We start from the raw sequence: 13,360 nt of genomic DNA on the forward strand, positions 1-13,360 counted from the left end.
ACTAGCCTCTTCCACCGTTCGGGCCTTCGGCGGCGCGCTGCCGCCTACTATGCCCTCGGCTGACTTCTGCGCTGCGGTCAGGTCGCCTTGCGATGACCTCACTCCCGTTGCCGAGACACAGTGCAGATCTCCCGAGGTAAGACCGACCGCCTTCACCGCACGCCCGCCGGATTTACCACCCCGACCCTTGATGGTCCTGGACTTCGCGTTCATTTGCCCGCTCGTCCGGCCGGGTAGGCCTCGTTATCCGGTTCTTGTCCATCGGACCGCGGCTTTGCTCCACGCTTTCTTCAGACCCCACCTCGCGGTAACGCCCTTGCGCTTGGCTAATCCTTCGCCACCATCAGGCTGGATAGAGGACTTCCACCTCCAAGCTGTCGTTCATACTCGGCACACAAACAAAAACGGCGGGCTTTGGCCCGCCGTTGCTAGTGAACGAAGTCCGCAATCAATTGTCCAAGAAGCTCCGCAGCTTCCTCGACCGTGACGGATGCTTCAGCTTCCGCAGCGCCTTCGCCTCGATCTGGCGGATACGTTCGCGGGTGACGCTGAACTGCTGGCCGACTTCTTCCAGCGTGTGGTCGGTGTTCATGCCGATGCCGAAGCGCATGCGCAGGACGCGTTCTTCGCGCGGGGTGAGCGAGGCCAGCACGCGCGTGGTGGTTTCGCGCAGATTCGACTGGATCGCGGCGTCGATGGGGAGGATGGCGTTCTTGTCCTCGATGAAATCGCCGAGGTGTGAATCCTCTTCGTCACCGACGGGCGTCTCCAGAGACAACGGCTCCTTGGCGATCTTGAGGACCTTGCGGACCTTCTCGAGCGGCATGCCGAGCTTCTCGGCGAGTTCTTCCGGGGTCGGCTCGCGGCCGATCTCGTTGAGCATCTGCCTGGAGGTGCGCACGATCTTGTTGATCGTCTCGATCATGTGCACGGGGATGCGGATGGTGCGGGCCTGGTCCGCAATGCTGCGCGTGATCGCCTGCCGGATCCACCACGTCGCGTAGGTCGAGAACTTGTAGCCGCGGCGGTACTCGAACTTATCGACGGCCTTCATCAGGCCGATATTGCCTTCCTGGATCAGGTCGAGGAATTGCAGGCCGCGGTTGGTGTACTTTTTCGCAATCGAGATCACGAGACGGAGGTTGGCTTCCACCATCTCCTTCTTGGCCTGGCGTGCCTCGCGCTCGCCCTTCTGTACAGAGTGCACGATCTTGCGGAACTCGACGATCTCGAGGCCGGTCAGCGCGGCAAGCTGATGCACCTCGTGGCGGAGGTCCTTGATGCGGTCCTTCTCGTGATGGACGAAGTTCTTCCAGCCCTTGGCGGAGAGTTTCGAGACACGGTTGAGCCAGCGCGGATCGAGCTCCGAGCCGGTGTAGTTGCGCAGGAAATCCTCGCGCGCGACGCCGTGGCTGTCGGCGAGGCGCATCAGGCGGCCCTCATGCGAGACGAGGCGCTTGTTGATGTCGTAGAGCTGCTCGACGAGCGAGTCGATACGCGCCTGGTTCAGGCGCAGCGACTTCACCTCGACGATGATCTCGTCCTTGAGCTTGCGATACTTGCGCTCCTGGTGCGGCGAGAGCGAGGGACCATGCGAGGTGCTCTCGAGCTGGTTCTGGATGTCCTGCTCCTGAAGCTTGCGCAGCTTCTTGTAGCTCTCGGCGATCTTGTCGAAGATCTCGACGACCTTGGGCTTGAGCTCGGCCTCGATGGCGGCGAGCGACATCTGGTTCTCGAACTCGTCGTCCTCGTCCATGTCGGCTTCGGCGGCGGCCTCGCCCGGATCCTTCTCCTCGCCAGCACCGGCGGCGGGCGCGGCGCGGAACGGGGTCGGCGACGGCGGAGCTGCCGGCGGGGCGACATGCGCGGGCGCGACTGCTGCTGCCGGCTGGCCGCCTTCGGCCACCGCTTCACCGTTCTCGCCGGCGGGACCTGCGATCATCGCGGTGTTCATGCCGCCCTTGGCATCGGGACCGGCATAGGTGGCTTCGAGATCGATGATGTCGCGAAGGAAGATCTTGCCTTCGTTGAGCTCGTCGCGCCAGATGATGATGGCCTGGAAAGTCAGCGGGCTTTCGCACAGCCCTGCGATCATCGCCTCGCGGCCGGCCTCGATGCGCTTGGCGATGGCGATTTCGCCTTCGCGGGAGAGCAGCTCGACGGTGCCCATCTCGCGCAGATACATCCGCACGGGATCGTCGGTGCGCTCGCCCGGCTCGCTCTTCTTGACCTCGGTGACGGCCTTCTGGGTGACCTCGACGAGCTCGTTATCGGTCTCGTCGTCGCCCTCGTCCTTCTCCTCCTCGCCTTCGCTATCGTCGGCTTCGGTGACGTTGATGCCCATGTCCGAGAGCATGGACATGATGTCCTCGATCTGCTCCGGCGAGGTCTGGTCGGACGGCAAAACTTCATTGAGCTGATCGAAGGTCACGAAGCCGCGCTTCTTGGCCTGCTTGATCATCTTCTTCACTGCCGCGTCGGACAGATCGAGCAAGGGAGAGGGCGCGTCCTGGGAGTCCTTCTCCGGCGCGTCCGCTGCCTTGTCGTCTTTTTCCTTGTCCTTCGCCTGCAGCGTCTTTGCCTTGGTGGCCATCCATTGCTCCTAAACGCGCTTCATGCGGCGGGGCACATCGGCCTGCCCGCGTGAATCCACTTGAACCTGTTGTTCGACGCTCTCGCTTCGTCAGATCTCGACACGGAAAGGGCGGCGCGCACAATATCTCGCCACCCCGACCTTTCTCTCGCCGGATTTGCCTAACGCTTCGTGAGCCTCTTTGTCGCGGCGGATGCAGGTGAAGTGCCAACAGCTGTTGCGCGGATTTATTCCTGACGCGTCTGTTCTGCCTGCGGCCGCGGGGGCCAAAGTGCTACAAGACCGTTAAGCCTCGATTAACCCTGTTTTTGCCGCCAAACCTTGGATTTGGCGAGTCTTTTAGCGGTTCCGGCCACGGCCGTCCGCATGATTCTTTCATCACACGCTCTTCTGGAGCCGGCCCGACAGCTCGCCAAAACCCTCGATCAGGGCCTCGGTGCCGTCGACCTCTCCTATCCGAGCCTTGACGTCGCGCAGCCACGCCAAATTGGCCTCGCTGGGGTCCTCCCCCAAGGCCAGCTCGGCGTCTTTCAGCTCTCTAAGTAGTGAATGCCATTGCCGATGCAAGGCAACGAGCTGGTGCCAAGTGGCAAGAACATCGTCCCGCGCCGCGCCCTCGCGGGCGCCCCACACCGCCGCGGTGGTGATGGCGCCTTCAACCCGTTGAAGAACCTGAGAAAATCCGCTCCTGTCGAGGTCGTCGCGCATCTTCTCGGCAAGCTCGCCGGGGTCCGGAGAATGGTGATGGTCGTTGGCGAAAGCGGCGATGATCGCGGCCCGGAGCTTGTGGGCCTCGGGATGGGCGATCTCCAGGGCGGCGACCTCCTCGAGGTGATCATGCAGCAGCCAGGGATGGTTGATCAGGCATTGCAGGATCAGCGCTTCCCGGCGGGAAATGGCGCTCCTCTGCCCGCGCATGATCGGGCTCGCCGCAAGCTGGGGGCTCGCCGCCTGGTAGGGGCCCGACGGTAGCGGGGTGAGCCCGGGCAGGCCGCCTCGGCGGCCGCCGCCAAAACCTTGGCCCCCGAATCGATTCAGGGGCAAGGGACCCCGATTCGCTCGCAGTCCATTAGGCGGCAGCGGGCACCGGGAAGTGAGTCTTTCCCGCAGACCAAATACGAGTAGTCGATTCGGCTTCCTCGGCCAGACTGATCCCTTCCGAATAAATCTCAACGCGAAGATCTTCCCGCAGCCTCACCAACTCCACAAGCCGATTCATCGCCTCATCAGAGTCGGCAGCTTTCGGTTCGGTCTCCCTGATGTCTTCCCTGATCTCATAGAGGTGGATCACAGAAATGAAATGGTCGATGCATCGCTCTACGAAGCTTGGGAGCGGATCGCGGTCGAGGACAGGGAAGCGAGCGAACAAGCTGTGCCCAAGCCTTTTCCCATCGACTGCCGATCCATGGATATCCTCTAGGTCCTCATAGAATTCCTTCGGAAGGTAGAGATACACGTCATGGACTTCTAAGGTACCGTACTCAATGAGCAGCTGATGGAGAGCCCCACAGAACTTTTCTAGACGCGGTTCGAAACGAAGCGCCGATATTCTATCCTCCTTAGCTTCCAAATAGTTTGGGTAGTTCACGAGCATCCCAAGCAATATCTTCTGTACACCGAGCCGCTCCCCCTCCCCCGATATTCGAAGATGATCACGAGAAAGTTTGCTTTCCTGCCCAGGCTGCCGTTTGCCTGATCGCCAAAACAAACTGGCTAGTTGTAAGCGGCAGGTACGAACGTAAGCGTTCTGAACTGTAGGATCTTTTATTGTCCTAATCAGCTTCATAAGCGTTTGCTCCAAGAGCGCTTGGGTATCTGGATTCTTGACGTTAACATTCTCCGTCTCACGCGCCCAGAGCACGTCCCAAATGGGACGGGAGTTGCTCAACACCCCCTTAAAAGCTTCGACCCCTCGCTCCCGAATTAAATCGTCTGGATCCTTTTCCTCGACCATGAAGGCAAACCGAAACGATCTTCCCACGGTCAACATAGGGATAATGCGTTCAATCGAGCGGTGCGCGGCTGCAACACCGGCGCGATCCGCATCAAAACAGACGACAGGCTCGGAGGACAATCTCCAGAGAGAGGAAATTTGCTCTTCCGTGAAGGCAGTTCCCATCGTGGCCACCACACCCCTGATACCAGCCTGATAAATGGCAATGGCATCCATGTAGCCTTCGACCGCGACAACCGAGCCATCTTTGTATGCAGGCTCACGAGCGCGATGAAAGTTAAAGACGACTGACCCCTTATGGAAAATCGAAGTTTCGGGGGAGTTCAAGTACTTCGGTTGGACATCACTCTTCAGAGCGCGTCCACCAAACCCAATAACTCTGCCCCGCTGATCGTGGATGGGAATGATCACACGGTCGCGAAATCGATCGTAGGGAACCGGGATATCGTCGCCGGCAATAAGCAATCCAGTTTCGATCATATCTCCGACTGAAACGCCCTTCGAACCAAGATATTCCTTCAAACCAAACCGGTTCGGGGTCGCGTAGCCAAGGCGGAATTCAATAGTGGTCGAGGGAGATATGCCACGATCCGAAAGATAGCCGCGAGCTTGGGCTCCGACATTCGAAGCGAGGTTTTGTTCAAAATACTTGGCAGCTAGCTCCACCACATCGTAGAGCGACTTTTGGCGTTGTTCCCGTTGCTCCTCCTCCCGAGAGGTACGTGGCAATGAAAGGCCCGCCAAAGAAGCGAGGCGTTCCACAGCTTCCGGAAAGGAGACACCTTCTGTCTCCATCACGAAGTCGAAGATGTTGCCGTGCTTACCCGTCGAAAAATCGTGATAGAATTGCTTCTGATCGTTCACAGTGAACGACGGAGTCTTCTCCTGCTGGAAGGGCGATAATCCCTTCCATTCACGCCCGGCCTTCCTAAGCTTCACACGACGACCAACCACGTCTGAAATGGGAAGACGCGCCTTGAGCTCGTCCAAGAAGCTAGGCGGGAAGCGCATGACTCAGAGTCACTCTAACAAGCTGTGTCGGATCGACGGGAAACCTCTTCACACTGCGAATCAGTCTACTACCGCAACTGTAAACTATTCGTTCACGCAATGTTCCGTCAATATCCACCTTGTCCACAGACGAGCGAAGTCTGCGCAATCACAAGATGGCTTATAAGCTTTCGCAGACGGATCTGCTTCATATGAAGCGGATAGCGCCCCGGAATGATGACGAAGAGCCCACTTGAACCCCACTCGGTTCCACGCTTCGATAGGCCATGTTCAGGACCTTTCGAGGTGGTCAGAGCGGGGGCTGGCGCGTGACCTCGCTATCGCAGGTCACGGGCGAGCCCCTGCCCTTCATGCCGGCCCTGTCGGTGACCGACGGCGACGCCGTCGCGCTGCCGCTGATACCCTCACGCAATGCCTGGCGCCTGGTCGGCGTGACCAGCAGCTTGCGCTACACCGATCGGCCCGAGCAGCAGCAGCTTGTCGCGGTGCAGGCCGGCCTCGGCCGGCTGGAGGCGACCAGCGCGGCGCTGATCCCGATCCGCAAGTCGCAAGTCTGGTGGGATCTGACCCAGGAAGAGCGGCGCAAGATCTTTGAAGACAAGTCGCACCACATCGCGAGCAGTCTTCGTTTCCTGCCCGCCATCGCGCGCCAGCTCTATCACTGCCGCGATCTCGGCGAGCCCTTCGATTTCCTGACCTGGTTCGAGTTCGCGCCCGCCCACGCCTCGCTGTTCGAGGAACTGGTCGGCATGCTCCGGCAAACCGAGGAATGGACCTATGTCGAGCGCGAGGTCGACATTCGCGTGGTGAAGGAAGCGCTGTCGGCCTAAAGCGCGGCGAAACCGCGCTCTAGATTATTGTGTGAAGCATGATCTCGTCGGGAAACCGCTTCGCACTTTTCCGGATCATGCCCTAATGCTCGAGGAAGCGGCCGGACTCGATGTGCGGCAGATCTGTGACAGGCCAGTTGTAGACATAGGTCCAGGCCGGCGACGTCGTGCCGTCAGCGCCTGTTACGTCGATCAGCCGGCGCAGATATTCGGTCGGCTCCGGAAAGCCTTCGCCGCACGCCTCGTACATGTCGAGCTCGCGCAGCAGCTCGTCACCCGCACGCAAGCGGAAGAGCTCGCCGTGAACGACGTCCGATGCCGCCTCCGACAGCAGCAATCCCGGATAGTGCTTCACGAGAACGAGCCGGCCGCGGCAGCTCGCCTCACCCAGAAAATCCGCATGCTGCGCCAATAGCCGCGCCATCGGATGATCGAAGCCGCGCATCAGGGTGCCATATACGAAGAGACGATCGGAGGTCATGTTGTTCGAGCGTTGCGGCGTCGGTGTAATGCGGTTACTCCGTTTAGACAGATTATCATTTCAGAGGCAATCAGAATGGACCTGCGCACGGCCGGGATGACCGATCAATTGCTCGGCGAGGGCGATATTCCGCCCGTGCATGAGGTGAATGCAGAGGGCACATCGCCCTTCCTGCTCACATCGGACCATTACGGCCGCATCCTGCCGCGCGCGCTCGGCGATCTCGGCGTTGCCGAGAGTGAGCTCACGCGTCACATCGCCTGGGACATCGGCATCGCCGGCGTCGCCGAGCAGCTCGCAAAGATGCTTGGCGCGCATCTCATCGCACAGCGCTACTCGCGGCTCGTGATCGACTGCAACCGTCCACCTGAGGTCGCGAGCTCGATCCCCGCAATATCGGAGGCGACTACGATTCCGCGCAACGAGAACATCTCGGAGAGCGAGCGCGCGGCACGGCGGCGCGAGATCTTCGAGCCCTATCATCACCGCATCGATGCTGTGATCGACAGCCGCATTCGCGCAAAGCGGGCGACGGTGCTGGTGTCGCTGCACAGCTTCACGCCTGTTTATGCCGGCGTCGCGCGGCCCTGGCACATCGGCGCACTGTATAACAAGGACAAGGTGCTGCCTGAGCTGCTGCTTCGACGCCTGCACGCCGAAGGCGATCTCGTGGTCGGCGACAACGAGCCCTATGCGGTCAGCGATCTCAGCGACTACACCATCCCCGTCCACGGCGAGGCGCGCGGTCTCGTCAACACCGGCATCGAGATCCGCCAGGACCTGATCGCCGATCAATCCGGCCAGCGGCAATGGGCGGAGCGGCTGGCGCGGATCTTTGCGGAGATCGAGGTCGAACTGCGGGTGGCGGCCGCGCCGTCCTGATAGCGTGACATCAGGGTTCAACCGGGAGTCATTTCGCCCGGGTCAGCGCCAGCCAGATGCCGCCGCCGATCATGAAGCCGCCTGAGATACGCGACATCAGCCGGGTGCGCCGGGCCGAGAAGAACTTTCGGGCGCGGCCGGCGGCGATCGCGTAGAGCGCGTCCGTCATCACGGCGGTGACCATGAAGGTGGCGCCGAGCAGCGCGACTTGCGGAACGTGGGGCCGGCTCATATCCATGAACTGCGGAATGAAGGCGGCGAAGAACACCAGCACCTTCGGGTTCGACAGCAGCACCAGGAAGCCCTGCAGGAAGAACCCGCCGCGCGGCGGGGCCGGCGGCTCGTCGACCTTGACGCCTTCGATCGGTGCCCGGATCAACTTGATGCCGAGCCAGACCAGGTAGGCCGCGCCGGCAAAGCGGATCCAGTCGAACCAGTAGCCCATGGTCGACATCAGCGACGTGAGGCCGATCGCGACGATGCCGATGACGATGGCAAGACCCGCCTGCGCGCCGGCGACATTGGTCAGCGCCGCGCGCGTGCCGTGGCGCAGGCCGTTGGCGATGACGAGCGTAACGATCGGCCCCGGCAGCAACGCGAGCGCAATGCAGGCGGCAACGAAGGCGAGATAGGCTTGCATGGACATCATGGGGAGGACTCAAAGCTCCGGCGTTTGCGGCTATTTATGCATGGCCCTTACTTCCCGTCCAGCGCCGCCATCGCCCACGATTTGATCTCCGGCGTCGCCAGGAACACGAGCGCCGCATGCGCCATCGCGCTGGCATCGCCTCGCCCTCGCGCCGCCGCGACGAAAAGGTCGCAGCGCCGCGAGAGCGCGATGCCCACCGCAGCGGGCCCGGCGCCGTCATATGTCGCGAGATCATAGCGCCGCGCACGGCCGCGCATCTCACCGACGCGCACCACCTCGCCCGGCGCAACCGCCGCGAAACGCGGGGTGATCAGATCGATATCGGCGACACGATCGACCTCGTCGTCATCGGCGACGCCGCTGTCGCAATTGCAGAAGCCGCGTTTGGCGCGGAGGTAGAGCTCGGCGCCGTCACAAGCACCGCCCTCGCAGCGAAATGCACGCCCTGCAGGCCAGCCGTCGCGCGGAAACGGCCAGGCGAGCTCGCGCCAATGCGCTGGCGTCGCCGCAGGCTGCGGCGCAAGCTGATATGCGCCGACGCCGGTCGCGCCGAACGCGATCACCGCCACCGCTGTTGTCGCCGCGCGCCGCATCGTCAGTTCTTCGGCAGGCCGGCGACCGCGCGTGCGGGCCCGGTCAGTTCGAGAATGTGCAGGCCGGTGTTGGCGCGATCGACGATGTAGATATAGCCGCGCTCGTCGGTCTCGACATTGTTGGTCTGGATGGCGACCTTGCAGCGCTCGCCGCCCTCGACCGGAATGCAGCGCTTGTCGGTCGCCTGCGTGATGGCGGGAATGAAATAGCCGACCTCCTTGGGATGGTAGGGGTCGCGGATGTCTAGCGCGCGCACGCCGGCATTGAAGAAGGCGATGAAGGCCATCTTCTTGTAGTAGACCGGCGCCATGCTCTCGTTCGACGAATGCGAACCGAAGCGGCCGCCGCGCTGGCAGAACTGCCCGCTTGCCTCCGGGACCGTGTAGCTCGAGATCATCATCGGCCGCGTCTCGGTGGTGACGTCGGCGAACCACACCATCTGCCGCGCCTCGCCGCATTCGTTCAGGATGGCCTCGTCGACGATCATGACGATGTCGCGCGTCTTGCCGTCCTTGTCCTCGGCGAACTCCGCCACGGGCATGTCGAGCATCGGGAAGGTGGTGTGCGCACCGTTGAACGCCGACATCGGCAGCCGCGAGATTTCGGGATAGCGCAGATTGTCCGGTGTCGGTTCCTTCGGCCCGTGCAGGAGCTTCTCGCGATCGACGATCTGCAGGATGCCGCCCTTGTCGGTGCCGTAGCCGAAATAGACGCGATTGCCATTGGGTCCCGTCGAGATCGGCCCGTGCAATTCGGTCGGCACTGCGCCGGTCGATCCCGGCTCCTGGCCGGGAAGGCCGAAGTCGCGGATCTTCTGCGGATGGGCGGGGTCAGAGAGGTCGTAGACCTGCGTCATGCGTCGCGTGCGCCAATCCGGTGCGCCCGAAACGAGATAGGCGATGCCGGTGTCGCATTCCCACCAGCTCTTGTGCGTATCCTTCAAGCCGCCGATGCGGGTGAGCAGCACGGGATTGGCGGGATCTGCAACGTTCCAGATCTCATGCGCCTGACTGCCGAAGGTGCGCAGCATGTAGACCGCATTGGGATCGCCCTTCGGCAAGGTCTTGCCATCGCAGACCCGTACCATTTGCGCGCCGCCGGCTTCATATTTGCCCTCCTGCCCCGGCAGATGCCTGAGATATTTGGGATGCGCGGGATCGGTGACGTCGACGATCGACGTCCCATTCGGCTCCGCTTGGCCGGTCATCGGATTGACGGGAGCAGGCACGTCGTCGGTGCCGCCGTGATGGCCGATATAGGCGATCCAGCGGTCGCCCTGGTGGTGGATGGTCGGCTGATAGGCACTGCGCGCCTGCAGATCGTTGCTGCCCACCAGCTTCATGTTGGACGCCTCGGGCGGCGCGCCGATCGTCTGCTTCTGGGCATGGACGGAAGTGCTGCCGGCGAAAAGGACGAAGGCGGCAGCAATCAGGACGCAACGGAACATCAAAGTCCTCCCGGAACCAATCTGCGTTGGCTGAGCGTCAAGGCTAGCACAGCCACTCGGATGCGCCCAAGACACCATCTTGACATGCAACCATTTGGTTGCCTATTATCATCTTCATGGATGAGGTCTTCAAAGCGCTTGCCGATGCGTCGCGACGGTCGCTGCTGGACAGGCTTCACGCCAAGAACGGCCAGACGCTGAACGAGCTCTGCGAGGGTCTCGCGATGACGCGCCAGGCGGTGACGAAGCACCTTGTCATTCTCGAAGAGGCCAATCTGGTCACGACCATCAGGCATGGCCGCGAGAAGCTGCACTATCTCAACCCGGTGCCGATCCACCAGATCGGCGAGCGCTGGATCAGGAAATTCGAGCGCGGCAAGCTCGCCGCACTGAGCGAATTGAAACGACAATTGGAGAAGCGTGATGAGTAAGCCGCAATTCGTCTACGTCACCTATATCGAGACCACGCCGGAAAAGCTGTGGCAGGCGCTGACGTCGAGCGAGTTCACCAGGCAATACTGGTTCGGCGCCGAGGTGCGCTCAGACTGGAAGGTCGGCGCGCCCTTCGCGCTCGCGCTCGACGGCGAGGTCACCGACTCCGGCGAAATCCTGGAGGCCGATCCGCCGCGGCGCCTGTCCTACAGCTTCAAGCACCACAAATACGAAGAGCTGCGCGGCGAGCCGATCTCGCGCGTGGTCTTCACCATCGAACCGTTCGGCCCGGTGGTGCGTTTGACCGTGCTGCATGACGGCTTCATCGAAGGCGGAAAATATCTCGGCGCGGTTTCCAATGGTTGGCCGGCGATCCTGTCCCAGCTCAAGAGCCTGCTGGAGAGCGGCAAGCTGCTCGCTATCCCGCGCACGGCGCTCAACAAGGGGTTCGACGCAAAATGAAACTCGATCAGTTCAAACCGCTGACGGTCTACACCATCTACATCGCCTCCACGCCGGAAAAGGTGTGGGAGGCGCTGACCTCCGCGGGGTTCAGCAGGCAATACTTCTTCGGCAATGCCGTCGAAGTCGAGCCCCGCCTGGGCGGCGCCTTCATCGTGCGTACGCCCGACGGCGCGTTGCACATCAGCGGCGAGGTGCTCGCCTACGACCCGCCGCACAAGCTCGCGGTGACGTTCAACGTCAACTGGCCCGAGTTGATCGAGAAGCTGGGGCCGACTCTCGTCACCTACGACATCGAGCAGGTCGGCGATGCGGTCAGGCTCACGATGAGCGAAGGCCACGACCGCGAGCTCAGCGATGACATCCTGGCCGGCGGCCGCTCGGGTTGGCCAGCGATCCTGTCGAGCCTCAAGAGCGTGCTCGAAACCGGCAAGCCATTGGTGGTCAAGCTGGGGCCGCCGCAGCGCATGCTGGATGCGCTGAAGGCCATGGGCATCAAGACGCCGTAGGCACTGTCGTCGTCCCGGGCACGCGAAGCGCGAGCCTGGGACCCATAACCACAGTATCGTTGGGTGGGCAAAGGCGCACTTGGTCCGTGCCCACCACCGATCCAACACCGCAACAGAAGCCGCGGGCACGCTTCGCTTTGCCCACCCTACGGCACCGGCACCACCAGCCGCCGATAAAGGTGCCACGTCGCATGCCCGAGCACCGGCAGCGTCACGATCAGCCCGAGAAAATACGGCAGCGCGGACACGATCAGCAGCATCACGATGACACCTGCCCAGCAGATCATCGGCAACGGGCTCGTCACTACCGCGCGCACGCTCGTCACCATGGCCGTGACGAAATCGACCTCGCGGTCGAGCAGCAGCGGAAACGACACCACGGTCAGCGAGAACAGAATCAGCGACAAGACGGCGCCGACCGCATTGCCGATGGCGAGGAACATCAGTCCCTCATTGGTCGTCAGCACAACGGTGATGAATTCCTGCAGGCTCGAGAACGAGGCATGCAGGCCGAGCAGCAGCGCGATCAGAAGCCGCACCTGGTACATCCAGATCACGAAGACGAACAGCGTGACGAAAGCCATCCAGCCGATCTCGCTGCGCGAACGTATCGCCGACCAGATCGCGCCAAACGATACCGGCTCGCCGCGCTCGCGGCGGCGGCTTACCTCATAAAGGCCGATCGCAACGAATGGCCCGATCAGCGCGAAGCCCGCGGCCAGCGGATAGACGAGATAGACCATGCCGAACGCGGTGAGACAGAGCATGATGGTGATACCGCCGGCCGCGTAGAGCGCACCGAAGGCAATGCCATAGAACGGCAGCGCCTGGAAATCGCGCAGGCCCTCGACCACCGCTTCGGCGATGTCGGTCGCCGCAATGGGACGCACCACAGGATCGACCTTGCCCGAAATCGACATCTGCTCCCTCCCTCGCGCGGTCCTCGCCGCGCGTTATTGGGTTCGATGTTAACTCGCCCTCGCAATCCTTGCACGGAAGAGTTGGGCGGTCAGCAGATACCGCCATCGTTCAACTGAAGCACCGCGTTCGTCAGGAGTGCGACACGAGCAAGATCGCGATGCAGAGATTGGCCGTGAACAGCGCCGCATCGATGACGAAGATCCTGAGCATCGGCCCCTTCAGCACGGGCCAGTACGCCACGCCGACACGTCCTCCCCGCATCAGCACCGGAAGGTTGTAGGCGAACTGACTGAAGTGGCAGGCGGCAAAGAACAGGAATAGCGCAAGCTGCGCCTCGATCGGCTGGAAGAACGACGGACGCGCGACCAGAAGATAGAACGACAACAGCCCGATCGGCAGATTCATTCCGCCCAGAAACGCCACGCTGGCCGCCAGCGTCGGCGCGATCGGATTGCTGCGCTCCTCGCGCGGCAAGAGGATCTTCAGCGTATTGGCTTGCGCGATGCTGAACTGGATGAAGGCGCCTCCGAACCAGAGCGCGTTAAGCAGCAGGACGAAATCCGAAAGGTGCATGGTCATTCCCGTCACAAGCCTC

At 62.0% G+C, this 13,360-nt stretch carries 14 protein-coding genes and 1 pseudogene; 5 read left to right on the plus strand and 10 right to left on the minus strand.

All coding sequences use genetic code 11. The features are described 5' to 3' along the window. From XH88_RS01365 to dnaG, 4 genes and pseudogenes are all read right to left on the minus strand, one after another. A partial coding sequence (locus tag XH88_RS01365) for a hypothetical protein (protein WP_271613627.1) occupies positions 1 to 213 on the minus strand: 213 nt, incomplete at its 3' end. A gap of 235 nt (positions 214 to 448) precedes the next feature. Beyond that, entirely contained in the window at positions 449 to 2,593 is a 2,145-nt protein-coding gene (gene rpoD / locus XH88_RS01370; RefSeq protein WP_271613628.1) for an RNA polymerase sigma factor RpoD, read from the minus strand. Between the two features lie 378 nt (positions 2,594 to 2,971). Continuing rightward, positions 2,972 to 3,628 (minus strand): annotated as a pseudogene (locus tag XH88_RS01375) (DNA primase); the annotation flags it as partial. Positions 3,629 to 3,662: 34 nt separating this feature from the next. After that, the gene (dnaG, locus tag XH88_RS01380) at positions 3,663 to 5,558 is read right to left on the minus strand and encodes a DNA primase (RefSeq protein ID WP_271613629.1); all 1,896 of its coding nucleotides are present in this window, start codon (positions 5,556 to 5,558) and stop codon (positions 3,663 to 3,665) included. Between the two features lie 266 nt (positions 5,559 to 5,824). Between dnaG and XH88_RS01385 the strand changes: the two genes are divergently transcribed. Further along, positions 5,825 to 6,388 carry a chlorite dismutase family protein gene (locus XH88_RS01385; protein ID WP_271613630.1) on the plus strand — a complete coding sequence of 188 codons (564 nt, stop codon included), beginning with the start codon at positions 5,825 to 5,827 and terminating at the stop codon, positions 6,386 to 6,388. A gap of 82 nt (positions 6,389 to 6,470) precedes the next feature. On the opposite strand, the gene XH88_RS01390 is transcribed toward XH88_RS01385, so the two are convergent. Next, positions 6,471 to 6,869, minus strand: a complete 399-nt coding sequence (locus tag XH88_RS01390) for a gamma-glutamylcyclotransferase family protein (protein ID WP_271613631.1) — start codon at positions 6,867 to 6,869, stop codon at positions 6,471 to 6,473. Between the two features lie 75 nt (positions 6,870 to 6,944). Here XH88_RS01390 and XH88_RS01395 point away from each other — a divergent pair, with 75 nt between their 5' ends. Beyond that, positions 6,945 to 7,751, plus strand: a complete 807-nt coding sequence (locus XH88_RS01395) for an N-formylglutamate amidohydrolase (RefSeq protein ID WP_271613632.1) — start codon at positions 6,945 to 6,947, stop codon at positions 7,749 to 7,751. Between the two features lie 28 nt (positions 7,752 to 7,779). Here XH88_RS01395 and XH88_RS01400 read toward each other — a convergent pair whose 3' ends face one another. Genes XH88_RS01400 through XH88_RS01410 form a run of 3 tightly spaced genes read right to left on the minus strand, consistent with a single transcriptional unit; the run spans position 7,780 to position 10,441 of the window. Then, a complete protein-coding gene (locus XH88_RS01400) occupies positions 7,780 to 8,400 on the minus strand; it encodes a LysE family translocator (protein ID WP_271613633.1) in 621 nt (206 codons plus the stop codon). A 47-nt stretch (positions 8,401 to 8,447) separates the two neighbouring features. Beyond that, positions 8,448 to 8,993 carry a hypothetical protein gene (locus tag XH88_RS01405; protein ID WP_271613634.1) on the minus strand — a complete coding sequence of 182 codons (546 nt, stop codon included), beginning with the start codon at positions 8,991 to 8,993 and terminating at the stop codon, positions 8,448 to 8,450. A gap of 2 nt (positions 8,994 to 8,995) precedes the next feature. Further along, positions 8,996 to 10,441, minus strand: coding sequence for an LVIVD repeat-containing protein (locus XH88_RS01410; RefSeq protein ID WP_271613635.1), 1,446 nt, complete (start codon positions 10,439 to 10,441; stop codon positions 8,996 to 8,998). Between the two features lie 116 nt (positions 10,442 to 10,557). Here XH88_RS01410 and XH88_RS01415 point away from each other — a divergent pair, with 116 nt between their 5' ends. The 3 genes from XH88_RS01415 to XH88_RS01425 are packed head-to-tail and all read left to right on the plus strand — an operon-like array spanning position 10,558 to position 11,844. Continuing rightward, entirely contained in the window at positions 10,558 to 10,872 is a 315-nt protein-coding gene (locus XH88_RS01415) for an ArsR/SmtB family transcription factor (RefSeq protein ID WP_208084769.1), read from the plus strand. Beyond that, positions 10,865 to 11,335: an SRPBCC family protein gene (locus XH88_RS01420; RefSeq protein WP_271613636.1), complete on the plus strand. Its 471-nt coding sequence runs from the start codon at positions 10,865 to 10,867 to the stop codon at positions 11,333 to 11,335. Before XH88_RS01415 ends, XH88_RS01420 begins: the two co-directional genes overlap by 8 nt. Further along, complete coding sequence (locus XH88_RS01425; protein WP_271613637.1) at positions 11,332 to 11,844, plus strand: SRPBCC family protein; 513 nt, start codon at positions 11,332 to 11,334, stop codon at positions 11,842 to 11,844. Before XH88_RS01420 ends, XH88_RS01425 begins: the two co-directional genes overlap by 4 nt. 146 nt (positions 11,845 to 11,990) lie before the next feature. Here the strand turns inward: XH88_RS01425 and XH88_RS01430 are convergent, their stop codons facing one another. Together XH88_RS01430 and XH88_RS01435 are read right to left on the minus strand one after the other, a co-directional pair. Then, on the minus strand, positions 11,991 to 12,764 hold the full coding sequence (locus XH88_RS01430; protein WP_271613638.1) for a DUF2189 domain-containing protein: 774 nt from the start codon (positions 12,762 to 12,764) through the stop codon (positions 11,991 to 11,993). A 130-nt stretch (positions 12,765 to 12,894) separates the two neighbouring features. Then, positions 12,895 to 13,338, minus strand: a complete 444-nt coding sequence (locus XH88_RS01435; RefSeq protein ID WP_271613697.1) for a hypothetical protein — start codon at positions 13,336 to 13,338, stop codon at positions 12,895 to 12,897. Positions 13,339 to 13,360: the final 22 nt, after the last annotated feature.

The organism is Bradyrhizobium sp. CCBAU 51627 (genome assembly GCF_028128765.1).
Classification (GTDB): domain Bacteria; phylum Pseudomonadota; class Alphaproteobacteria; order Rhizobiales; family Xanthobacteraceae; genus Bradyrhizobium.